General features: G+C 69.6%; 22 protein-coding genes. 16 read left to right on the top strand and 6 right to left on the bottom strand.

From position 1 onward, the window contains the following. Window positions 1-40: 40 nt before the first annotated feature. The 3 genes from ABEG18_RS10305 to ABEG18_RS10295 are packed head-to-tail and all read left to right on the top strand — an operon-like array spanning window position 41 to window position 2,617. On the top strand, window positions 41-1,486 hold the full coding sequence (locus ABEG18_RS10305; RefSeq protein ID WP_406857972.1) for a cytochrome ubiquinol oxidase subunit I: 1,446 nt from the start codon (window positions 41-43) through the stop codon (window positions 1,484-1,486). 4 nt (window positions 1,487-1,490) lie between these two features. Next, on the top strand, window positions 1,491-2,498 hold the full coding sequence (cydB, locus tag ABEG18_RS10300) for a cytochrome d ubiquinol oxidase subunit II (protein WP_406857971.1): 1,008 nt from the start codon (window positions 1,491-1,493) through the stop codon (window positions 2,496-2,498). Next, complete coding sequence (locus ABEG18_RS10295) at window positions 2,495-2,617, top strand: DUF2474 domain-containing protein (protein ID WP_406857970.1); 123 nt, start codon at window positions 2,495-2,497, stop codon at window positions 2,615-2,617. Before cydB ends, ABEG18_RS10295 begins: the two co-directional genes overlap by 4 nt. A 32-nt stretch (window positions 2,618-2,649) precedes the next feature. On the opposite strand, the gene ABEG18_RS10290 is transcribed toward ABEG18_RS10295, so the two are convergent. Together ABEG18_RS10290 and ABEG18_RS10285 are read right to left on the bottom strand one after the other, a co-directional pair. Beyond that, a complete protein-coding gene (locus ABEG18_RS10290) occupies window positions 2,650-3,321 on the bottom strand; it encodes a flavin reductase family protein (protein WP_406857969.1) in 672 nt (223 codons plus the stop codon). Then, window positions 3,318-4,022, bottom strand: coding sequence for a GntR family transcriptional regulator (locus ABEG18_RS10285; RefSeq protein WP_406858581.1), 705 nt, complete (start codon window positions 4,020-4,022; stop codon window positions 3,318-3,320). Before ABEG18_RS10285 ends, ABEG18_RS10290 begins: the two co-directional genes overlap by 4 nt. Before the next feature lie 202 nt (window positions 4,023-4,224). Here ABEG18_RS10285 and ABEG18_RS10280 point away from each other — a divergent pair, with 202 nt between their 5' ends. From ABEG18_RS10280 to ABEG18_RS10245, 8 genes are all read left to right on the top strand, one after another. Next, window positions 4,225-5,805, top strand: a complete 1,581-nt coding sequence (locus ABEG18_RS10280; RefSeq protein ID WP_406857968.1) for an ABC transporter substrate-binding protein — start codon at window positions 4,225-4,227, stop codon at window positions 5,803-5,805. 71 nt (window positions 5,806-5,876) lie between these two features. Continuing rightward, on the top strand, window positions 5,877-6,869 hold the full coding sequence (locus ABEG18_RS10275) for an ABC transporter permease (protein ID WP_406857967.1): 993 nt from the start codon (window positions 5,877-5,879) through the stop codon (window positions 6,867-6,869). Then, complete coding sequence (locus ABEG18_RS10270) at window positions 6,859-7,785, top strand: ABC transporter permease (RefSeq protein ID WP_406857966.1); 927 nt, start codon at window positions 6,859-6,861, stop codon at window positions 7,783-7,785. The genes ABEG18_RS10275 and ABEG18_RS10270 overlap by 11 nt, the downstream gene beginning before the upstream one ends. Before the next feature lie 23 nt (window positions 7,786-7,808). After that, on the top strand, window positions 7,809-9,008 hold the full coding sequence (locus tag ABEG18_RS10265; RefSeq protein WP_406857965.1) for an amidohydrolase family protein: 1,200 nt from the start codon (window positions 7,809-7,811) through the stop codon (window positions 9,006-9,008). Beyond that, the gene (locus ABEG18_RS10260) at window positions 9,008-10,498 is read left to right on the top strand and encodes an amidohydrolase family protein (protein WP_406857964.1); all 1,491 of its coding nucleotides are present in this window, start codon (window positions 9,008-9,010) and stop codon (window positions 10,496-10,498) included. Before ABEG18_RS10265 ends, ABEG18_RS10260 begins: the two co-directional genes overlap by 1 nt. Then, on the top strand, window positions 10,495-11,502 hold the full coding sequence (locus ABEG18_RS10255; protein WP_406857963.1) for an ABC transporter ATP-binding protein: 1,008 nt from the start codon (window positions 10,495-10,497) through the stop codon (window positions 11,500-11,502). The genes ABEG18_RS10260 and ABEG18_RS10255 overlap by 4 nt, the downstream gene beginning before the upstream one ends. Beyond that, window positions 11,492-12,496, top strand: coding sequence for an ABC transporter ATP-binding protein (locus ABEG18_RS10250; RefSeq protein WP_406857962.1), 1,005 nt, complete (start codon window positions 11,492-11,494; stop codon window positions 12,494-12,496). Before ABEG18_RS10255 ends, ABEG18_RS10250 begins: the two co-directional genes overlap by 11 nt. 61 nt (window positions 12,497-12,557) lie before the next feature. Beyond that, the gene (locus ABEG18_RS10245) at window positions 12,558-14,957 is read left to right on the top strand and encodes a transketolase (protein ID WP_406857961.1); all 2,400 of its coding nucleotides are present in this window, start codon (window positions 12,558-12,560) and stop codon (window positions 14,955-14,957) included. Between the two features lie 48 nt (window positions 14,958-15,005). Here the strand turns inward: ABEG18_RS10245 and ABEG18_RS10240 are convergent, their stop codons facing one another. The 3 genes from ABEG18_RS10240 to ABEG18_RS10230 form a co-directional block, all read right to left on the bottom strand. Beyond that, complete coding sequence (locus ABEG18_RS10240; RefSeq protein ID WP_406857960.1) at window positions 15,006-15,392, bottom strand: YciI family protein; 387 nt, start codon at window positions 15,390-15,392, stop codon at window positions 15,006-15,008. A gap of 96 nt (window positions 15,393-15,488) precedes the next feature. Continuing rightward, window positions 15,489-16,736, bottom strand: coding sequence for an RNA polymerase sigma factor (locus tag ABEG18_RS10235; RefSeq protein ID WP_406857959.1), 1,248 nt, complete (start codon window positions 16,734-16,736; stop codon window positions 15,489-15,491). Next, a complete protein-coding gene (locus ABEG18_RS10230) occupies window positions 16,733-17,104 on the bottom strand; it encodes a YciI family protein (protein ID WP_406857958.1) in 372 nt (123 codons plus the stop codon). Before ABEG18_RS10230 ends, ABEG18_RS10235 begins: the two co-directional genes overlap by 4 nt. Window positions 17,105-17,278: 174 nt before the next feature. Between ABEG18_RS10230 and ABEG18_RS10225 the strand changes: the two genes are divergently transcribed. From ABEG18_RS10225 to ABEG18_RS10205, 5 genes are all read left to right on the top strand, one after another. Continuing rightward, window positions 17,279-18,205, top strand: coding sequence for an ABC transporter ATP-binding protein (locus ABEG18_RS10225; protein ID WP_406857957.1), 927 nt, complete (start codon window positions 17,279-17,281; stop codon window positions 18,203-18,205). Then, window positions 18,202-18,963, top strand: coding sequence for an ABC transporter permease (locus ABEG18_RS10220; RefSeq protein ID WP_406857956.1), 762 nt, complete (start codon window positions 18,202-18,204; stop codon window positions 18,961-18,963). Before ABEG18_RS10225 ends, ABEG18_RS10220 begins: the two co-directional genes overlap by 4 nt. Window positions 18,964-19,104: 141 nt before the next feature. Then, a complete protein-coding gene (locus ABEG18_RS10215; protein ID WP_406857955.1) occupies window positions 19,105-20,442 on the top strand; it encodes a PQQ-dependent sugar dehydrogenase in 1,338 nt (445 codons plus the stop codon). A 172-nt stretch (window positions 20,443-20,614) separates the two neighbouring features. Further along, window positions 20,615-21,076 (top strand): RidA family protein, encoded by a 462-nt coding sequence (locus tag ABEG18_RS10210; RefSeq protein WP_406857954.1) that lies wholly within the window; start codon window positions 20,615-20,617, stop codon window positions 21,074-21,076. A gap of 2 nt (window positions 21,077-21,078) precedes the next feature. Continuing rightward, window positions 21,079-22,164: a D-TA family PLP-dependent enzyme gene (locus ABEG18_RS10205; RefSeq protein ID WP_406857953.1), complete on the top strand. Its 1,086-nt coding sequence runs from the start codon at window positions 21,079-21,081 to the stop codon at window positions 22,162-22,164. 10 nt (window positions 22,165-22,174) lie between these two features. On the opposite strand, the gene ABEG18_RS10200 is transcribed toward ABEG18_RS10205, so the two are convergent. Next, window positions 22,175-22,966 (bottom strand): SGNH/GDSL hydrolase family protein, encoded by a 792-nt coding sequence (locus tag ABEG18_RS10200; RefSeq protein ID WP_406857952.1) that lies wholly within the window; start codon window positions 22,964-22,966, stop codon window positions 22,175-22,177. Window positions 22,967-23,011: the final 45 nt, after the last annotated feature.

Raw genomic sequence — 23,011 nt, 5'->3', positions numbered from 1 at the left:
TCGGATGACAATCGGCGTCCGTAACGGCGGTGGAGCACTCATGGGCATCTTCGGCCTCGACGCGCTGACCCTGGCCCGGGCGCAGTTCGGCTTTACGATCTCCTTTCACATCGTGTTCCCGGCCTTCTCCATCGGGCTGGCGAGCTACCTCGCCGTGCTGGAGGCGCTTTGGCTCTGGACCGGGCGCGAGGTGTTCCTGAACCTGTTCAAATACTGGATGAAGATCTTCGCCATCGCCTTCGCGATGGGCGTCGTCTCGGGCATCGTGATGTCCTACCAGTTCGGCACGAACTGGTCCGTCTACGCCGACAAGACCGGCCCGGTGCTCGGCCCGATGATGGCCTATGAAGTCCTGTCGGCCTTCTTCCTGGAGGCAGGCTTTCTCGGGGTGATGCTGTTCGGGGTCGACAAGGTCGGCAGGACGCTTCACTTCCTGGCGACGCTCGCCGTCGCGGTGGGCACGTTGTTCTCGGCCTTCTGGATTCTGGCCGTGAACTCGTGGATGCAGACGCCTGCGGGCCACTCGGTCAACGCCGCCGGGCAGTTCGTGCCCGAGGACTGGTGGGCCATCGTGTTCAACCCGTCCTTCCCGTTCCGGCTCGTCCACATGGTCCTGGCCGCCTATCTGACGACAGCGCTGGTCGTCGGCGCCACGGGCGCCTGGCACCTGCTGCGCGACCGGGGCAATGCGGGCGCGCGCACCATGTTCTCCATGGCGATGTGGATGCTGGCCTTGGTCGCGCCGTTGCAGATCGCCGCGGGGGACGCCCACGGGATCAACACGCTGGAACGCCAGCCCGCCAAGGTGATGGCCATGGAGGGTCATTTCGAGAGCCATCAGGACGGCGCGCCCCTCATCCTGTTCGGCTGGCCGGACCAGTCCGAGCGGGTCGTGCGCTACGCGGTGCAGATTCCCCGCCTCTCCTCCCTGATCCTGAAGCACGACCTGAACGCGCCGCTGGCGGGGCTCGACACGATCCCGCGCGAGAACTGGCCCCCGGTGCCGGTGGTGTTCTGGTCCTTCCGGGTGATGGTAGGCCTCGGCTTCGCCATGCTGGGACTGGGGGCGCTCAGCCTCGTGGCGCGCTGGCGCGGCGCGCTTTACGAGTCGCCCTGGCTGCACCGGTTCGCGGTTGCGATGGGGCCGGCGGGCTTCGTCGCCGTGCTGGCGGGCTGGATCACGACGGAGGTCGGGCGGCAGCCCTTCACCGTCTATGGCCTGCTGCGCACGGCGGAATCGGTTTCGCCCCTGCAGGCGCCGGCGGTGGCGTCGTCGCTGGTCGCCTTCGTGCTCATCTATTTCGCGGTGTTCGGGATGGGCGTCCTCTATATCCTGCGGCTGATGGCCCACGCCCCGCATCCGGGCGAGCCGGGCCTCGACCGAGGCAAGCCCCTGCGGACGGCGGGCGTGACGCCCGCGCCGGCGATCGATCCGGACCGCGCCCGCGCCGGCGCGCCCTCCGCGCCCCTCAGGCCGGCGGAGTGAACCGATGAGCGTGTCGTTCGATCTCGCCACCGTCTGGGCACTGCTGATCGCCTTCGCGATCTTCGCCTATGTGGTCATGGACGGCTTCGATCTCGGCATCGGGGTGCTGTTTCCCACGCTGCAGGCCGGGGAGGAGCGCGACACCGCGATGAACTCGGTCGCGCCCGTGTGGGACGGCAACGAGACATGGCTGGTGCTGGGCGGCGGCGGCCTGATGGCCGCCTTCCCGCTCGCCTACGCCATCATCCTGCCGGCCCTGTACGCGCCGCTGATCGCAATGCTGCTCGGCCTCATCTTCCGCGGGGTCGCCTTCGAATTCCGCTGGCGAGATCCGGCGCACCGGCCATTCTGGGACGTGGCCTTTGCGGGCGGCTCGCTGGTGGCGACGTTCGCGCAGGGCGTCGCGCTCGGGGCGCTGCTGCAGGGCATCGCAGTCAGCGGCCGCGGCTATGGCGGCGGCTGGTATGACTGGCTGACGCCCTTCAGCCTGCTCACCGGGTTCAGCCTCGTCGTCGGCTACGCCCTGCTGGGCAGCACGTGGCTCCTGATGCGCACCGAAGGATCGACCCGCGATCATGCGCGGCGCATGTCGTTTCGCTTCGCCATCGCCACCATCGCCTGCATCGCGGCGGTGAGCGCGGCCACGCCGTTCCTCGACAAGGCCTACGCCCAGCGCTGGTTCGCTTTTCCGAACATCCTCTTCACCGGCCTCGTTCCGCTTCTGGTGGTCGCCGGGACGGCGCTCTTCTTCCGGGCTCTCGCGCGCGGCGCCGAGCGCGCGCCGTTCCTGATCGCGCTTGGGCTGTTCCTGCTGTCTTTCATCGGCCTGGGGATCAGCATCTTCCCCGACATCGTCCCGGGCCGCGTCACCATCTGGGAGGCGGCATCGCCGCGCTCCAGCCAGATCTTCATGCTGGTCGGAGCGGCGGTGCTGATCCCCATGATCCTGGCCTACACGGCCTACGCATACTGGGTGTTCCGCGGCAAGGTCGGGGCTGAGGGCTACCATTGAGCGCCGCGCCCGAGCGTCCCCTGCTGGCGAGGCTGGCGTGGTTCGCGGCGCTCTGGGCCGGCGGCGTCCTGTCCGTCGCGGCGGTCGGCCTCGTCCTGCGGCTCTGGCTGAAGCCGTGACCTCCCCGCCGCGCCGACCCGGCCAGAGGCCGTCAGGCCGGCGATCGCTCCTGCAGGGCGCGCCACTGCGCCACCGAGAGCGTCGGCAGGTCGAAGAGGTCGCGCGTCGTGGAGTAGCCATGGCCGCCCATGCGCCCGATGGCGTCGAGCGCGACGGGATCGACGTGCAGGTTTCCCGCGTCGACGACGCTGCGGTGCAGGTGGGCGTGCACCACCTCGCCCAGGATGATGTCGCGGGAGGAGCCGATCGACAGCGTGACGTGATGGCGGCACTCGAACGCGGCCGGGGATTCGGCGATGGCCGGGCAGCCGACCTTCACGCCGGGGCGCAACGTGAAGCCCGCCGCCGCCAGCTCGTCCACCTCCGGCTCGAACGGCGTCGCGCAGGCGTTCATCCCCTCCAGCATGGCGTGCGACACAATATTGACGGTGAATTGCTGGGTCTCGCGGACATTGCGGCCGGTGTCCTTGGGCCTGCCGTCCGGGCGGTACTCCACCCCGAGCGCCAGGATCGCCGGGTCGGCCGAGAGGCAGTTGAAGAAGCTGAACGGAGCGGCGTTGACCCGGCCGTCCCGGTCCACCGTGGTGACGAGCGCGATGGGGCGCGGCACCACCGCCCCGATCAGCAGCTTGTAGCGCTCTCGCCCGGTCAGGGCCGAGAAGTCGAAGCCGATCGCCTCGTGCGTCGCGACGCTGTCGTTCAAAGCCCCTCCTCGCGCCGATAGGCGGCCAGGACGTCCCGCAGGTCCGGTTCGGCCGGCCGTCCGAGCAAGGCCCGGTTCATCACCGCGCCGAGATGATGGTCCATCAGGTCCAGCGCGCGCCGCTCGTCGCCGGCCACGAGGGCCTGGATCACCTCGCGATGCTCGGAGACGGCGCATTCGGACGAATGCGGCCGGCCATAGAGCGCCAGGATCAGCGAGCAGCGCGAGACGGTCTCGTTCACATAGCGGATCAGCAGTCCATTGCCGGTCATCTCGGCCAGCAGCGCGTGGAACTCGCCCGCGAGCCGGATGGACTCACGCTCGCTCCCCTTCGCTGCGGCCTTCTCCTCGGCCGCCACATGGGCCTTCAGCCGCGTCACCTGGTCGGGCGCGAGCCGGCCCACCAGGGCCTGGATGACCAGCCGCTCCAGCCCGTTGCGGACCATGAAGACATCGCGACCTTCCTCCAGGGTCGGGTAGGCCACGAAGGCGCCCCTGTTGGGACGAAGCTCCACCAGCCCCTCCCCGGCGAGGCGCACCAGCGCCTCGCGCGCCAGCGTCCGGCTGACGCCCAGCCGCTCGCCGATCGCGTCCTCCGGCAGCTTGGCGCCAGGACGCAGGGCCTGCTCAATAATCGCCCGCCGCAGAGAGCGGTACACCGCGCCCGCCCGCGTCCCGTTCCCCTTCGCCTCGTCCGCCATGCCGCGACCCCGCTCTGCGCCGCCGGTGGCCCGCACAGGCTGTCTCATTTCGATCGCATACAGATATCATGCTTCATTGCATGCGATACAGCCGAAAAAACAGGCTGCTCATGACGCAAAAAACTGCATGCAATGCGGAGCAAAATCGCACACAATCCGTCGGAGAGCGCCGTTGCTCACGCTTCAGCCGGAGGGATTTCGCATGCGCAGCACCAGACGCCTCATCCTCGCCGCGGTCTCGGCCTTGGCCCTGGCCGGTCCCCTGGCGGCGGACGCCAAGACGCTGAAATGGGGCGCGCCGCGCGAGATCGGCTCGCTCGATCCCTACTCCTTCGGCGAGACCTTCACGCTCTCCGTGCTCAACCACGTCTATGAGGGCCTCGTCCGCTACACGGGAGACCTCAAGATCGAGCCCGCGCTGGCGACGGCCTGGAGCAACCCCACCCCGACCACCTGGCGCTTCGAGCTGCGCAAGGGCGTGAAGTTCCATGACGGCGCGCCGTTCACGGCCGACGACGTCATCGCCTCGCTGGAGCGCGTCACCCACCCCAACTCGCCGCTGAAGGGCAACCTGCCCGCCTACAAGTCGGCGAAGAAGATCGACGATTCCACCGTCGAGATCGAGGTCAACGCGCCCTATCCGCTGCTGCTGAACGACCTCACCAACATCTACATCTTCAGCAAGCCCTGGCTGGTCGCCAACAACAGCCTGCTGCCCACCGACGCCGGCAAGGGCGTGGAGGGCTACGCCACCAACAACGCCAACGGCACCGGGCCCTTCAAGGTCGAGTCGCGCCGGCCCGACGCCAAGACGGTCTTCGTCGCCCATGCGGACTGGTGGGACAAGAAGGTCCACAACATCGACCGGATCGAGTTCACCCCGATCACGTCGCCGGCCACCCGCGTGGCCGCGCTGCTCTCCGGCGAAGTCGACTTCACCAACGGCGCGCCGCTGCAGGACCTGCAGCGCCTGTCCGCCTCGCCCGACGTGAAGGTGCTGCAGACCAACGAGCTGCGGACGGTGTTCTTCGCCTTCAACCTGCGCGACAAGCTCGTGGAGTCCGACGTCGCCGACAAGAACCCCTTCAAGGACAAGCGCGTCCGCGAGGCGCTCTACCGCTCGATCGACATCGACGCCGTGCAGAAGCGCGCCATGCGCGGCCTGTCCCGCAACACGGGTTCGCTCGTCGCGCCGGCCATCCCCGGTTACGTCAAGGAGCTCGACGCCCGGCCGCCCTTCGACCTCAAGGCCGCCAAGAAGCTCCTGGCCGATGCGGGCTATCCGAACGGTTTCTCCTTCCTGTTCAACTGCAACAACGATTCCCTCGTCAACGAGGAGGAGTTCTGCCAGGCGGTGGCGTCGATGTGGTCGCGCGCCGGGCTTCGCCCCACCGTCAGCATCGCGCCGCGCAGCCAGCAGACGCCCAAGCGCGTGAAGGGCGAGTTCGACGTCATCTCCTTCGGCTGGGCCAACGAGCCGATGATCGACGCCTACTCCATCCTGATCCAGGTGATGCGCAGCAAGGACGGCGCGGGCGGCGTGTTCAACTGGGGCAACTGGGGCGATCCGCGCATCGACGCGCTCACCGACAAGGCCGGCGTGGAGATCGACGCCTCCAAGCGCATCCCGATGATGACCGAGGCGCTCAAGATCGCCAAGGACGAGACCCTGTTCATCCCGATGCACCAGCAGCCCATGGCCTGGGCCGCCCGCAACACCGTCGCGACCATCGTCCAGGCGTCCGACAACAAGCCGAGGCTCTGGCTGACCACCCTGAAGTAAGCAGCAGCCGGGAGGCGGGCCTGCGGGCCCGCTCCCCCCGGGACGCCCCGAACTCGAGGCCGGAGGCCCTGATGCTCTCCTTTCTGATCAAGCGGATCGCCCATGCGGCGGGAGTGATGCTCGCGGTGGCGTTCTTCGCCTTCATGATCTTCCGCTTCGTCGGCGATCCCGTGGAGCTGATGCTGAACGAGCAGGCCTCGCAGGCCCAGCGCGACGAGTTGCGCGAGAAACTCGGCCTCAACCACGGCTTCGTCCTCCAGTTCGCGACCTTCGTGGCCAACGCCGCGCGCGGTGAGTTCGGCATCTCGTTCCGCAATCAGCAGGAGGTCTCGACGCTGATCGCCGAGCGCTTCCCGGCCACTTTCGAGCTCGTGATCGTGGCGACCGTCCTGTCGCTGCTGATTGGCGTTCCGCTCGGCGTCTACACGGCCATCCGTCGAAGTTCCGCCGCCGCCCAGGCGCTGCAATTCGTCTCGGTGCTGGGGGTTTCCCTGCCGAGCTTCGCGGTGGGGATCCTGCTGATCCTGCTCTTCTCGGTGACCTTGGGCTGGCTGCCCGCCTTCGGGCGCGGCGACGTGGTGCAGCTCGGCCCGTGGTCCACGGGATTCCTCACCCCGTCGGGCCGCGCGGCGCTGGTGTTGCCCGGGATCACCCTCTCCCTGTTCCAGATCACGCTCGTGATGCGGCTGGTGAGGGCCGAGATGCTGGAGGTGCTGCGCGCCGACTTCATCCGCTTCGCCCGCGCCCGCGGCCTGCGCGAGCGGGCGGTGAACTTCCACCACGCCCTGCGCAACTGCCTGATGCCGGTGATCACCGTCACGGGGCTGCAGATCGGCAACCTGATCGCCTTCGCGCTCGTCACCGAAACCGTGTTCCAGTGGCCCGGCATGGGCCTCCTGTTCGTCCAGGCGGTGACCTTCATCGACATCCCGGTGATGGCCGCCTACCTGATGGTGGTCTCCTTCATCTTCGTGGCGCTGAACACGCTGGTCGACCTGCTTTATGCGGTGGTCGACCCGCGCCTGCGCCAGGACGCCCTGCAGGGAGGCGCCCATGCGCGCTGACTTCGCCGGCCGGCTGCGCGGCGCGTGGGACAGCGACGTCGGCTGGAGCTTCCGCCGCAGCCCGGTCGCCATGGGCTCGGCCGTGGTCATCGTCGTGATCGTACTCGCCGCGCTGTTTGCGCCGCTGTTCGCGCCTCAGAACCCCTACGATCTGACCCAGCTGTTCCTCGACAAGGCGGAGCTGCCGCCGATCTGGTCCGCCGACGGCGAGCGGCCCTACTGGCTGGGCACCGATCCGCAGGGCCGCGACGTGCTCTCCGCGATCCTCTATGGCAGCCGGCTCTCCATCCTGATCGGCGCGGCCAGCGTCATCGCCTCGATGGCCATCGGCGTCACGGTGGGACTCGTGGCCGGCTATTTCGGCGGCGGGATCGACAACCTCTTGATGCGCGTCGGCGACACGGTGCTGAGCATCCCGACGCTGCTCGTGGCCATCCTGCTCAGCGCGGTGTTTCGCGAGCTGCTGCCCCCGTCGCTGCGCGGACCCTTCGCGGGAGCGATCCTGGTGGCGGCCATCTCGCTCACCGGGTGGGTGCAATACGCCCGCACGGTGCGGGCCTCGACCATGGTGGAGCGGGGCAAGGAGTATGTGCAGGCGGCGCGGATCATCCGCGTGCCCTCCTTAAGGATCATGCGCAAGCACATCCTGCCCAACACGCTGACGCCCGTGCTCGTCGCCGCGACGCTCAATCTGGGCCTCGCGATCCTGTCGGAGGCGACGCTGTCCTTCCTGGGCGTGGGCATGCCGCCGACCCAGCCCTCGCTGGGGACCCTGATCCGCATCGGCAACCAGTACCTGTTCTCGGGCGCATGGTGGCTGGTGGTGTTCCCCGCCGTGCAGCTCGGGCTCATCGTCCTGTCCGTCAACCTCCTCGGCGACTGGCTGAGGGACGCCCTCAACCCGCGGCTGCGCTGACCCTCAAAACGGAGTTCCCCCCGATGGCTCACGACCTTTTGCTGCGCAATGTCCGTCCGATGGGCGCGGCGTCCGTGGACGTCCTGGTCAAGGGCGGCCGAATCGACGCCGTCGCTCCGGCGCTCGAAGCCCCCGCCGGCGTGGCCGTCGAGGACGGCGGCGGGGCCCTGCTGCTGCCCGGGCTCGTGGAGGCCCACACCCATCTCGACAAGTCGCTCTGGGGCATGGGGTGGCGGCCCAACAGCGCCGGCCCGCGCCTTCTCGACAAGATCGACAACGAGCGCCAGCTCAAGAAGCCGCTCGACATCGATCCGGCGCGCCAGTCCGCCCGGCAGGTCGCCCAGTCGGCGCGCATGGGCACGACCCATATCCGCACCCATGTCGACGTCGACACCGACCACGGCCTGTGGGGAGTCGAGGGCGTCATGGCCACCCGCGAGCGCTACAGGGACCTCGTCGACATCCAGATCGTGGCCTTTCCCCAGTCGGGCCTCCTGCGGCGGCCCGGCACCCTGGAGCTGCTCGACGCCGCCATGGCGGCCGGCTGCGAGGTCGTCGGCGGGCTCGACCCCTGCGCCATCGACCGCGACCCGAAGGGGCATCTCGACGCCATCTTCGCCCTGTCGCAGAAGCATGGGCGGCCGCTCGACATCCACCTGCACGAGCCGGGCGAGATGGGCGCCTTCTCGATGGACCTCATCTTCGAGCGCACGCGGGCGCTCGGCATGGCCGGCAAGGTCGTGGTCAGCCATGCGTTCTGCCTGGGTTCGGCGGACCGCGACCTGGTCGACCCCATGATCGAGGAGCTGATCGCCCTCGACATCGCCATCATGACGACCGGCCCGGCCTCCCGCCCCGCGCCTCCGGTCCGCAGGCTCGTGGAGGCCGGCGTGCGGGTGTGCTCCGGATCGGACGGCATCCGCGACACCTGGGGCCCCTATGGAAATGCGGACATGCTGGAGCGGGCCATGTTCCTGGGCCTCCGCAACAATTTCCGCAAGGACGAGGAGGTCGAGATCGGCTTCGCCGTGTGCACCACGGGCGGCGCCGCCGTCATGGAGCTGACGGACTACGGCCTGAAGGTGGGCGACTGGGCCGACCTGCTGGTCGTCGACGGCGAGACCGTCACCGAAGCCGTCGTCACTCGCCCCGTGCGCCGCCTCGTGGTCAAGCGCGGCAAGGTGACGGCCCGCGACGGGCGCTGCCTCGTCGAGGTTCCTTGATGGCCGCCCGCCGCCCCCGCGGCCGCGTCCGTCTCCGGTCCCGCTGGGTGGTCGGTCATCGCGACGGACGGCATGCGCTGCTGCGCGACGGCGAGGTGGTGTTCGAGGATGGGGCGATCCTTTTCGTCGGCCACGACTTCCCGGGCGAGGTCGCCGAGGACATCGACCATGGAAACGCCCTGATCGGGCCGGGCTTCGTCGATCTCGACGCCCTCTCGGACCTCGACACCACCATCCTGGCCTATGACAACCAGCCCGCCGTCCGGAAGGGCCGGGTCTGGCCGCGCACCTATCTGGAGGCCGGCCCGTTCGAGATGCTGACGCCGGAGGAGCTCGTCTTCGCCAAGCGCCACGCCTTCGCGACCCTGCTGCGCAACGGGATCACCACCGCGCTGCCCATCGCGTCGTTGTTCTACCGGGAATGGGGCGAGACCTTCGCGGAGTTCGCCGGAGCGGCGGAGGCCGCCGCGGATCTCGGCCTTCGCATCTATCTCGGCCAGGCCTACCGCACCGGCAACATGGTGGCTGAGCCGGATGGCGTAGTCGGGCTTCATTTCGATGAGGAACGAGGCCTCGCCGGCCTCGCCGAGGCGATCCGCTTCTGCGAGACCTTCGAGGGAACGGCCGGAGGCCTCGTCCGCACCATGCTGGCGCCGGACCGCATCGAGACCTCCACGGCCGCCCTGCTGCGCCGGACCGCCGAAGCAGGGCGCGCGCTGGGCGTGCCGGTGCGGCTGCATTGCTGCCAGTCCAAAATCGAGTACGACACGGTCGTGCGCCTTCATGGCGCGAGCCCGCCGGAATGGCTGCGAAGCCTCGGCTTCCTGACGCCCCGCACCCTGCTGCCGCACGGGACCGTGGTTTCGGGCAGCCGCATGGTCGAGCGGCCTGGCCGCGACCTCGCCATCATCGCCGAGGCCGGCTCCGTCATCGTGCATTGCCCGCTGGTCTCCGGCCGGCATGGCGGCGCCATCGATCATTTCGGCCGCTACCGCGCCCTGGGTCTGCGGATGGGGCTCGGCACCGACACGTCGCCCCCCGACATGGTGATGAACATGCAGGCCGGCATGATGCTGTGCCGCGTGCTCGCCGGCGACGGCCAGGCTTGCCGCTCGGAGGACTATTACGACGCCGCGACGCTCGGCGGCGCCGATGCGCTGGGCCGTCCCGATCTCGGCCGGCTCGCGCCCGGCTGCCGCGCCGACATCACGGTGTTCGACCTCGACCGGCCGCATCTCGGACAGGTCATCGACCCGATCCAGACCATGATGCTGGCCGGCCACGGGCGCGATTTCAGCGCCGTGATCGTGGACGGCCGCTTCGCCATGGAGGACCGGGCCATTCCGGGCGTGGACGAAGCCGCCGACCAGCGCCGCGCCCAGGCGCAGTTCGACAAGGTCATGGCCCTCTATCCGCGCCGCACCTTGGGCCACCCGCCCGTGGAGGAGATCTTCTCCTCCGCCTACCCCGTCGTCAGGAGGCCAGGATGAGCGTCGCCGCCCTGGACGCGCAGTCCCTCCCCGTCCTGTCGGTGAAGGACCTCGCTATCGGCTTCGATGGCCGGCGCGGGACCGTTACGGCGCTGAGCGACGTCAGCTTCGACATCGCGGCGGGCGAGATCCTGGGCGTCGTCGGCGAATCCGGCGCTGGCAAGTCCCTCACCGGGACGGCCGTCATCGGACTGCTGGAGAAGCCCGGGCGCATGCTGGGCGGGTCCATCGCGCTCCGGGGCGAGCGCATCGACCAACTCGGCGCCCGCGACATGCGCCGCATCCGCGGCAAGCGGATCGGGGCGGTGTTCCAGGACCCCCTCACCTCCCTCAACCCGCTGCTGCGCGTCGGCGACCAGATCGTAGAGACCATCCGGACGCATCTGCCGGTCGGCGAGGCGGAGGCGCGACGGCGCGCTTTGTCGCTCTTGCGCGAGGTCGGCATTCCGGCGCCCGAGGTGCGGATCGACCACTATCCCCACCAGTTTTCCGGCGGCATGAGGCAGCGCGTGGTCATCGCGCTGGCGCTGTGCGCCGGACCGGAGCTGATCATCGCCGACGAGCCGACGACCGCGCTCGACGTCTCCATCCAGGCCCAGATCACCTCGTTGCTGCGGCGCCTTTGCCGCGAGCATGGCGCGGCCATCATGCTGGTCACCCACGACATGGGCGTGATCGCCGAGACGGCCGACCGCGTCGCGGTCATGTACGCCGGTCGCATCGTGGAGATCGGCCCGGTGGACGACGTGGTCCACCACCCGCGCCATCCCTACACGCAGGGGCTCATGGCCTCGATCCCCAGCGTGCGCCGGCGCTCGGCCACGCTGCAGCAGATCGACGGCGCGATGCCGCGCCCCGGGTCCTGGCCGCAGGGCTGCGCCTTCCATCCGCGCTGCCCGCGCGCGGTCGACCGCTGCCGGGCGGAGCGTCCGCCACTGGAGGGCGCCGGCCCGCATGCGGCCGCCTGCTGGCGACCCGTCGAGGAGGACCGCCATGCTGGCTGACGCCGCCGTCCCTCCCGCGCTGGCCGTGAATTCCGCGCCCGCCGACGACATCCTGCGGGTCGACGACGCGGCGTGCTGGTTCACGCTGCGCAGGCCGGGCCTGTTCTCCATGCTGTCGCGCGAGCCCGCCCGCGTGCTGAAGGCCGTCGATGGGGTGAGCTTTCGCGTCCGCCGCGGGTCGACCTTCAGCATCGTGGGCGAGTCCGGCTGCGGCAAGTCCACCCTGGCCCGGCTCGTGGTCGGCCTCTACCGGCCGACCTCCGGCGGGCTCGCTTTCGGCGACGCCGCCCATGCGCCGGGCCAGCCGCCCCGGATCCAGATGATCTTCCAGGACCCGTACGCCAGCCTGAACCCGCGCTGGCGGGTCGAGGACATCGTGGCCGAGCCGATCCGGGAGCTGAAGCTGCTGCGCCATCACGCCGACGTCGCGGCGCGGGTCGGTTCGCTGCTGGAGATGGTCGGCCTCGCGCGCACCGATGGGGGGCGCTATCCGCACGAGTTCTCGGGCGGCCAGCGCCAGCGCATCTCCATCGCCCGGGCGCTGGCCACGGAGGCGGAGTTCCTGGTGTGCGACGAGCCCACCTCGGCGCTGGACGTCTCGGTGCAGGCGCAGGTGCTGAACCTGATGAAGGGCCTGCAGCAGGAGCTGGGCCTGACCTACCTGTTCATCAGCCACAACCTCGCCGTGGTGCGCCACATCTCGGACGATCTCGCGGTCATGTATCTGGGCCGCTTCGTCGAGCAGGGCCCGGCCGAGCACGTGTTCGCCCAGCCGCGGCACCCCTATACGCGCCTGCTGCTGGACACCATCCCCGACATGGACGCGCCCCGGCGCGACCGGGTGGTCCCGGCCGGCGAGGCGCCGAACCCCATCGACCCGCCGTCGGGCTGTCCGTTCCACCCGCGCTGCGGCCTGGCCGACGCGCGGTGCCGGGAGGAGCGGCCGCTTCTCGCGGCTCGCGGGGGCGCGGAGGTCGCCTGCCATCACGCCTGAGCGGCGCAGCCCGGACCGAAACGGGATTGCGTCGCGCCCGGGCAACACGTTGAATGAGCGCATGACCGACCCCCGCCTCCCCCTCCTCCGCGAAATCGAACGCCGCGTGCTCTGGCTCGCGTCGTGGACCATCCACAACGCCAATCACCTGCGCCCCGCCGGCGAGGTGAAGGTGGGCGGCCACCAGGCCTCGTCGGCCTCGCTCGGCTCCATCATGACGGCGCTCTACTTCGCCGCCCTGCGCCCGCAGGACCGGGTCGCCGTGAAGCCCCACGCCTCGCCGATCTTCCACGCCATCCAGTATCTCGCCGGCAACCAGACCCGCGAGAAGCTCGAGGCCTTCCGCAGTTACAAGGGCGCGCAGAGCTATCCGTCGCGCACCAAGGACGTCGACGACGTCGATTTCTCGACCGGCTCGGTCGGGCTCGGGGTCGCGCAGACGCTGTTCTCCTCGCTGGTGCAGGACTATGTCCGCGCCCACGGATGGATGAAGGACCGGCCCGACGGCCGCATGATCAGCCTCATCGGCGACGCCGAGATGGACGAGGGCAACATCTACGAAGCCCTCATCGAGGGCTGGAAGCACGGCCTGCGGAACACCTGGTGGGTCGTCGACTACAATCGCCAGTCGCTCGATTCGGTGGTCCGCGAGGGTCTCTGGCAGAAGTTCGAGCAGATCTTCGCCAATTTCGGCTGGGACGTCGTGATCCTGCGGCATGGCTCCCTGCAGGAGGCCGCCTTCGCCGAACCCGGCGGCGAGACCCTGAGGGACTGGATCGAGCGCTGCCCCAACCAGCTCTACTCCGCCCTGACCTTCCAGGGCGGCGCGGCCTGGCGCAAGCGCCTGCTCGACGAGATCGGCGACCAGGGGCCTGTCACCCGCCTCATCGAGAGCCGGTCCGACGAGGAGCTCGGCGCCCTCATGGTCAATCTCGGCGGCCACGACATGCCGAGCCTGCTGGAGGCCTTTGAAAAGGCCTCCACGCATGACCGGCCGGTCTGCTTCATCTGCTACACCATCAAGGGCTACGGGCTGCCGCTCGCCGGCCACAAGGACAACCACGCCGGGCTGATGACCCCCGCCCAGATGGAGGGCTTCCGCCGGCAAATGGGCGTGCGTCCCGGCCACGAGTGGGACAAGTGGGAGGCGGTGAGCCGCGACGCCGCCGAGCTGGAGGCCTTCGTCGCGCAGGCGCCCTTCTTCGCGGAGGGCCGGCGCCGGCTGTCGGCGCCCACCGTGCCGGTGCCGGAGGTCCTGCACGTTCCCGCCCATGGCGGCAAGCCGATCTCCACGCAGATGGGTTTCGGGCAGATCCTGAACGAGATCGCCCGCGAGCCGACGCCGCTGGCCGAGCGGATCGTCACCACCGCCCCGGACGTGACGGTGTCGACCAATCTCGGGCCGTGGGTGAACCGCCGGGGGCTATTCGCCCGCGAAAGCATGGCCGACACCTTCAAGGCCGAGCGGATCCCATCGACATACAGCTGGGAGTTCGGGCCCAAGGGCCAGCACTTCGAGCTCGGCATCGCCGAATCGAACCTCTTCATCATGCTGTCGGCGCTCGGGCTGTCGCACTCCATCAACGGCGCGCGCCTGCTGCCGATCGGGACGGTCTACGACCCGTTCATCTACCGCGCCGCCGACCAGCTCAACTACGCCTGCTACCAGGACGCCCGCTTCCTACTGGTGGCGACGCCCTCGGGCGTCACGCTGGCCCCGGAGGGCGGCGCCCACCAGTCGATCGGGACGCCGCTGATCGGCATGGCCCAGGACGGTCTGTGCGCCTTCGAGCCGGCCTTCGTCGACGAACTCGCCGTCATGATGCGCTTCGCCTTCGACTACATGCAGCGCGACGGCGAGGGCGACCCCGACGAGACCACCTGGCTGCGCGACCAGACCGGCGGCTCGGTGTATCTGCGCCTGTCGACCCGGCCGCTGGAGCAGCCCTTGCGGTCCATGACGCCCGACCTGGCGCGCGACGTCGTCAACGGCGCCTACTGGATGCGACCGCCCGGGCCGAACGCCAGCGTGGTGATCGCCTATCAGGGAACGGTGGCCCCGGAGGCCATCGCCGCGACGGGGCTCCTGTCGGAGGACCGCCGCGACGTCGGCCTGCTGGCCATCACCTCGGCCGACCGGCTCAACGCCGGCTGGCAGGCGGCCGAGCGCGCGCGCCAGCGCGGAACCACGAGCGCCGAAAGCCATATCGAGCGCCTGCTCGGCCCGCTCTCGCGCGATTGCGGGATCGTCTCGGTGCTGGACGGCCACCCGGCCACGCTGGCCTGGCTCGGCGGCGTCCACGGCCACCGGCAGAAGGCGCTCGGCGTCGAGCATTTCGGCCAGACCGGCACCATCGCCGACCTCTACCGCCACCACGGCATCGACGCCAACGCCATCGTGCACGCCGCGCAGGCGGTCAGCGTGGGGCGCACCGTGCGCTATCTCAGGGCCCTTCCCTGAGCCTCGCCCGGACGGCGGCCTCCTGGCCGCTCGTCCGCGCCGACGCTCTCACAGCGTGACGGCGGCCTGCACGTCGGGCGGGAAGTCGGCCATCTCGAACACCTGGCGGATCTCGATCATGTCGCCATCCGCCGCCGGGCACTTCGACGCCCAGGCGATGGCCTCGTCGCGGGACGCGACGTCGATCATCCAGTAGCCTCCCAGCATCTCCTTCGCCCCGGGGAAGGGGCCGAGAGCGACGCTGGGCTGGCCGTTCGAGAAAGACACCCTCGCCCCGGTGGCGGGGGGATGCAGGCCGTCCAGCGCGATCAGCGCCCCGGCCTCCTTCAGCGCCGCGTTGAACTTCATCATCTCGGCGACCGCCTCGGCGCTCGGCCGGGCGTCGGCGTTGGCGGCCGCGTAGTCGTTCGGGATCATCAGCATCATGAACCGCATCGTCGTCCTCCGTCCTGTGCGGCATGGCGCGTGCACCGGCCGCTTCCCTCCTAGGACGAGCGTCGACGGCCCGTCCCGACATCAGCGCGCGTCTTCTTACCCGCCGTCCGCCTCCTGGAGAAGCCGGTCAAGATGCTGGCGAATATGCGCCGCCTCGGCGGCCGTGCCCGCCAGCGCGATCGCCCGGCCGAAAGCTTCGCGCGCCTCCGCGGCGCGGCCGAGCTGGGTGAGGAACGCGCCCCTGGCGCCGTGAAAATGGAAATAGCCGGAGAGCCTCTCCCGCAGCGGCTCGATCAGCGCCAGCGCCGCCTCCGGGCCGCGCGTCTTGCCCACCGCGACCGCGCGGTTGAGCGTCACGACGGGCGACGGCTGCAGCCGCTCCAGCACGCCGTAGAGCAGGTCGATCTCCACCCAATCGACGTCGGCCGGCGTCGCGGCCCGGGCGTGAAGCGCCGCGATGGCGGCCTGCACCTGGTAGGGCCCGGCGCGCCGGTGCCGGAACGCCTTGTCGACCAGGGCCAGTCCCTCGGCGATCATCGCCCTGTTCCACAACGTCCTGTCCTGGTCGTCCAGCAGGACGATGGAGCCGTCGGCGGCGTGGCGCGCCGGGGTGCGGGAATGCTGGAGGAGCATGAGGGCGAGCAACCCCATCATCTCGGGTTCGGTCTGGAACAGCCTCAGCAGCAGGCGGGCCAGCCGGATCGCCTCGTCGCAGAGGGGCGCCCTCCCGCCCTGCGGGCCGGCCGAATAGCCCTCGTTGAAGATCAGGTAGATCATGGACGCCACCGAGGCGAAGCGGTCCGCCCGCTCCAGCGGCCCCGGGGCCTCGAACGGGACGTCGGCGGCCGCCACCCTGGCCTTGGCGCGGGTGATGCGCTGCTCCATGGCGCTCTCGCCGACCAGGAAGGCCCGGGCGATCCTGGCCACGCTAAGGCCGGACACGATGCGCAGCGCCAGCGCGATCTGCTGCGTGGGAGCGAGGTCCGGGTGGCAACAAATGAACATCAGCCGCAGCACGTCGTCCCGGTAATCGGCCCCGTCCAGCCGGGCGGCCATGGCCTCCTCGGCGTCGTCCAGGTCGGAGAGCGCCTCCTCGTCCGGAAGCGGCTGCTGGCGCCGGTCGCGGCGGGTCTGGTCGATGGCGGCGTTGCGGCCGACGAAGATCAGCCAGGCGGCGGGATCGCGCGGCGGCCCGTTCTTCGGCCAGGTCCGGAGCGCCCGAAGGCACGCGTCCTGGTAGGCTTCCTCGGCGACGTCGAGGTCGCGGAAATAGCGCAGCAGCGCGCCCACGGCCTGGGGCCGCGCCGAGGTCAGGGCCGCGTGGATCCAGGCGATGTCGGTCATGAGCCCGCCTGTCCGGGCCGGAACAGGGACACGGGCCGGATCTCGTAGGCCCCGGCGGAGCTGCTCGCCTTGCCCAGATCCTTGGCGGTCTCGATCGCCTCCTCCAGGCTGGAGCAGTCGATGATGTAGAAGCCGAGGAGCTGTTCCTTCGTCTCCGCGAAGGGTCCGTCGATGATCAGCGCGTCGCGCCCCTTGCGGACCGTGGTGGCCGACGTGGTCGGCAACAGCCGCGCCACCGGCCCGAGGCGGCCCTGCTGGGCCAGCTTCTCCTGGACGACGCCGAGCTTGGCCATGACGGCGTCGTCCTCCTCCTTGGACCAGGAGCCGACGACGTCCTCGGAATCGTAGCAGAGTATGGCGTAGAGCATGGGGGGCGCTTCCTCGTTCGGGCTCCTCGAGCCTTAGGACGAACGGGAGTGCAGCACTCCGACAGGCCGGCGGCAAGACGCCGGGCGATTTCGCGGCGGCCCATCGCCGCGACGGCGCCGGCGCGCTATCTAGCGGCGTGCGTCGCCGACCGGGCGAGAACGCCAGGAGCCCGCTTGTCCCCCATCATCTCCATCCAGAACCTGTCGAAGCGCTACGCCAGCGGCCTGCAGGCGCTCAGCCATGTCAGCCTCGACATCGCCGCCGGCGAGATCTTCGCCCTGCTCGGTCCGAACGGAGCAGGCAAGACGACCCTGATCGGGATCGTATGCGGCATCGTCAATCCGACCGAGGGATCCGTGCGGATCGCCGGCCACGACGTCGTGAAGGACTACCGCGCCGCCCGGTCCCTCATCGGGCTGGTGCCCCAGGAGCTCTCCACCGACATGTTCGAGACGGTCCTGAACACCGTCACCTTCAGCCGCGGCCTGTTCGGCAAGCCCGCCGACCCGGCTCACATCGAGAAGGTGCTCAAGGACCTCTCCCTGTGGGACAAGCGCCATTCCAAGATCATGGCGCTGAGCGGCGGGATGAAGCGGCGCGTGATGATCGCCAAGGCGCTGTCGCACGAGCCCAAGATCCTGTTCCTCGACGAGCCGACCGCGGGCGTCGACGTCGAGCTCAGGCGCAGCATGTGGGAGATGGTGCGCGGGCTGCGCGAGACCGGCGTCACCGTCATCCTCACGACCCATTACATCGAGGAAGCCGAGGAGATGGCCGACCGCATCGGCGTCATCCGCAAGGGCGAGATCGTGCTGGTGGAGCAGAAGGCAGCCCTGATGCGCAAGCTTGGGCGACGGCAACTGACGCTTCACTTGCGCGCGCCGCTGGCCGCCCTGCCCGCCGACCTGGCCGACGCCTCGCTGGAGCTGTCGCAGGACGGTTCGGAGCTGACCTACAGCTTCGACGCGCAGGCCGACCAGGGCGGCATCGCGACGCTGCTGAGGCGGCTCGGCGAGCACGGGATCGACTTCAAGGACCTGCGCACCACCGAGAGCTCGCTCGAGGAGATCTTCGTCAGCCTGGTGAGGGGCGCGGCATGAACATCCACGCCATCAAGGCCATCTACCTCTTCGAAATGGCGCGCACCTGGCGCACCCTCATGCAGAGCATCGCCTCGCCGGTGCTGTCCACGTCCCTCTATTTCGTCGTGTTCGGCTCCGCCATCGGCTCGCGCATGGCGGAGATCGACGGCGTCAGCTACGGGGCGTTCATCGTCCCCGGCCTGATCATGCTCTCGATCCTGACAGAGAGCCTGTCGAACGCGTCCTTCGGGATCTACATGCCGCGTTTCTCCGGCACGATCTACGAGGTGCTCTCGGCGCCCATCTCGGCGGGCGAGATCGTGCTCGGCTATGTGGGGGCGGCGGCCACCAAGTCGGTGATCCTGGGACTGATCATCCTCGTCACGGCGCGGCTGTTCGTGCCGTTCGGCATCGCCCACCCGTTCTGGATGCTGGCCTTCCTGCTGCTCACCGCGGTCACGTTCAGCCTGTTCGGCTTCATCATCGGGATCTGGGCGGACAGCTTCGAAAAGCTGCAGATCGTCCCGATGATGATCATCACTCCGCTCACCTTCCTGGGCGGGAGCTTTTACTCCATCGCGATGCTGCCGCCGTTCTGGCAAAAAGTGACGCTCTTCAATCCGGTCGTCTATCTGGTCAGCGGCTTTCGCTGGAGCTTCTACGGCGTTTCGGACGTCGGCGTCGGCGTGAGCCTGGCCATGACGCTGGCCTTCATGGCGGTCTGCCTCGTCGTGGTCTGGCGGGTGTTCGCGACGGGCTACAAGCTGAAGACCTGACCCGCGCGACGCCGGCGAACCGTGCGCCGACGTGCCGCACGGGCGCGATCTGAACGGAACGGGCGCTCTCCGGATTGCTTCGGCGGGGGCGCACGGGTCCGGCCGCTCGATCAGCCGGCCCGGGAAGAAAGCAGGACCGGCATGACGACCCATTCCCTCATCGCCCTGGGCGCCCTCGGCGCCGCTCTCGCCGTGTCCGGTTGCGGCGAGCAGGCGACGATTCCGGCCGAGAAGGGGTTCGGCCCCAACCCCACCCTGCCCCAGCCGAACGCCACCCTGATCCCGACCGTGAAGGTGGCGGACGCCAAGGGCTGGCCGCAGGGCGAGCAGCCCACCGCCGCGCAGGGCCTGGCCGTCAAGGCCTTCGCCAGCGACCTGCAGCATCCGCGCTGGCTGCACGTGCTGCCCAATGGCGACGTGCTGGTCGCCGAGAGCGACGCGCCGCCCAAACCCGACGACGGCAAGGGACCCAAGGGCTGGATCATGCATCTCCTGATGAAGAAGGCCGGATCCAGCACCCCCAGCGCCAACCGCATCACGCTCCTGCGCGACAAGGACGGCGACGGCGTCCCGGAGACCCGCAGCGTGCTGCTGGAGGGCCTGCATTCGCCCTTCGGGATGACGCTGGTCGGCGACAAGCTCTACGTGGCCGACACCGACGCGCTGATGGTCTTCTCCTACAAAGAGGGCGACACCCGGATCACCGACCCCGGCCGCAAGGTCACCGATCTGCCCGCCGGCACGATCAACCACCACTGGACGAAGGACGTCACAGCCAGCCCGGACGGGTCGAAGCTCTATGTCACGGTGGGCTCCAACAGCAACGTGGCGGAAAACGGCATGGAGGCGGAGACGAACCGCGCCGCGGTTCTCGAAGTGGATCCCGGCTCGGGGACGTTCCGGGTCTTCGCCTCTGGCCTACGCAATCCGAACGGCCTCTCCTGGCAGCCGCAGTCCAAGCAGCTCTGGGTCGCCGTCAACGAGCGCGACGAGATCGGCAGCGACCTCGTGCCCGACTACATGACCTCGGTGAAAGAGGGCGCGTTCTATGGCTGGCCCTACAGCTATTACGGCCAGCATGTCGACACGCGCGTCAGCCCGCAGAAGCCAGATCTGGTCCAGAAGGCGATCGCGCCGGACTACGCGCTGGGCGCGCATACGGCGTCGCTGGGGCTGACCTTCTACACCGGCGACGCGCTGGGCCAGGGCTATGACGGCGGCGCCTTCGTGGGCCAGCACGGCTCCTGGAACCGCAAGCCGCCGAGCGGCTACAAGGTGATCTTCGTCCCGTTCAAGGACGGCAAGCCGGCCGGCGAGCCCAAGGACATCCTCACCGGCTTCCTGGGGCCGAACGGCGAAGCGCGCGGCCGGCCGGTCGGCGTGGCCGAGGACAAGTCCGGCGCCCTGCTGGTCGCCGACGACGTCGGCGGCAAGGTTTGGCGCGTGACCAGCGCCGGCAAGCAGCAGGCGTCCAACTAGAGCATGCTGCGAAAAGGTGGAATCCGGCTTTCGCAAGAACCATGTGACAACCCATAAACCTAGACCTCGCTGTGTTTTCATCGAAACACAGCGAGGTCTGAGGCGCGTCGTCGGCGTCGTCCTCTCCCGCCAGATGTGGCATAGGGGGGAGGACGATGCTGGAGACGCTCCGATGACCCCCGAAGACAAGCTCGCCTCGCTCGGCCTGACCCTGCCGGTCGCCCCGACCCCGGTCGCCAACTACGTGCCCTACCGCTGGGCCGGAAACCTGCTCTACCTCTCCGGGCAGGGGCCGCGCCGCACGGACGGCTCCTACAAGCCAGGACGTCTCGGCCGCGACATGACGATCGAGGAAGGCTACCAGGAGGCCCGGCTCACCACCCTCAACATGCTGGCCGTCGCCAAGGCGGCGCTGGGCGACCTGTCGCGGATCGAGGCGGTGGTGAAGCTGCTCGGCATGGTCAACGCGGAACCTGATTTCGGCGATCATCCCAAGGTGATCAATGGCTGCTCGGACCTTCTGGTCGAGGTGCTCGGCGACGCCGGCCGCCACGCCCGCTCGGCCGTCGGCATGGGCTCGCTGCCCAACCGCATGGCGGTCGAGATCGAGGCCATCCTGCTGATCCGGAGCTGAGCATGTCGATCGAAGAGCTGAAGGCCGAAGTCTCGCGCCGCTACGGCACGCCGGCGCTGGTCGTCGACCTCGACGTGGTGGAGCGCAACATCGCCCGGGTGCAGGCCCTGTGCGACGCGGCGGGCGTGGCCAACCGGCCCCACATCAAGACCCACAAGAGCCCCGTGATCGCCGCCATGCAGCGCGAGGGCGGGGCGCAGGGCATCACCTGCCAGAAGATCGGCGAGGCCGAGGTGATGGCGGAGGCCGGCTTCGACGACATCTTCATCACCTACAACCTGCTCGGCGAGGAGAAGATGGGCCGGCTCGGCCGCCTCCTCGACCGCGCCCGGATGAGGGTGGCGGCCGACAACCCGACCGTGGTGGCCGGCCTGCCCGAGGCCGCCCGCATCGGCGGCCGCGACCTGGAGGTCATGGTGGAATGCGACACCGGCCGCAAGCGCGCCGGGGTCGAGACGCCGGCCGAGGCCGTGGCCCTGGCCAAGGACATCGCCTCGCGTCCGGGCCTCGCCTTCGCCGGGCTGATGATGTACCCGCCCGAGACCCGCATGGCCGAGACGCAGGCCTTCATGGACGAGGCGCTCGCGGGGCTGCGGGACGCCGGGCTCCAGGCCCGCGTGATCTCGTCCGGCGGCACGCCCAACCTCGCCCATCTGGGCAAGCTGAGCGGCGTCACCGAGCACCGCGCCGGCACCTGCATCTACAACGACCGCATGATGATGCGGGCCGGAATCGCGACGCTCGAGGACTGCGCCCTCACGGTCTACGCGACGGTGGTGAGCCGGGCCGGGCCGGAGCGCGGCATCCTGGATTCGGGCTCCAAGACCCTGACGAGCGACACCGGCGGCGGCCTGGACGGGCACGGGCTGATCCTGGAGCACCCGGAAGCGCGCATCGCGCAGTTCGCGGAGGAGCACGGGTTCCTCGACCTGCGGGCCTGCAACGACCGCCCGAAGGTCGGCGACGTCGTGCGCATCGTGCCCAACCATGTCTGCGTCGTGGTGAACATGGTGGACCGCGTCGTCGCCGTGAGGGGCGACGAGATCGTGGGCGAGCTGCCGGTGGCGGCCCGCGGCAGGATCAGCTGAGCCTGTCGGCTCAGATCGACGAAGGGTCGCCCACCGTCGCGACCGGGACGGGAACGCCCGGTCCGACCGCCTGCCGGATCGGGGCTGCGAGGCCCTGCGCCAGGCACTCGTAGCCGCGGTCGTTCATGTGGAAGGCGTCGGCCGACAGCGCGGCCTCGAGATGCTCGCGCCCGTCGGCGGCCCAAGTGCGCATCATCTGGAATCGCGAGAAGACCGCCACGTCGTTGCGGCCGGCCACGTCCGAGACCGCGGCGACGTAGCGCTCGTAGCGCGGCATATCCTTGATGCCCGGGAAGAGCTGCTGGTCGACGATGACAAGCTCGACCTTGGCCTCGCGCGCCATGGCGATGCCGCTCTCCAGCATCGACCGGAACGCCGCCTCGTCGTCGCCCTTGACCGCGTCGTTGGTGCCCACCTGCCAGATCACCAGGCTGTAGGCCGGCCCCGCCAGGGCCTGCTTGAGCCGCTGCAGGGTCGCGCCCGCCGTCTCGCCGCCGACGCCGGCGTTGTCGACGCGGATGCGGGCCGTGGGCCAGGTGCGCTGGAGCAGGTGCTCCAGGGTCGCCGGATAGGAACGGTCCTTGGCGGAGGCGCCGACGCCTTCCGTGGAGGACGACCCGATGGCCAGGATGCTGACCGGGCGGGACTGCTTCAGCCGGCGCGTGATGGCGTCCGCATGCAACGCGCGGGACAGTCCCGGCGCTTGGCAAGGCGTTTCGGCGGCGCTCGCCGCGAGCGGGCTGGCGATGGCGGCGAACAAGCCTGCTGCGAAAGCGGCGACGCGGAAAATCGAACCGGACATCAGGACAAAGCTCGTGTTGGCCTCATTTCACGTACAGCTCTAGCA

Origin of the sequence: Alsobacter sp. KACC 23698, assembly GCF_045348435.1 — a bacterium.
Classification (GTDB): Bacteria; Pseudomonadota; Alphaproteobacteria; order Rhizobiales; family Beijerinckiaceae; genus Alsobacter.
This window is presented reverse-complemented; position numbering and strand designations above follow the sequence as displayed.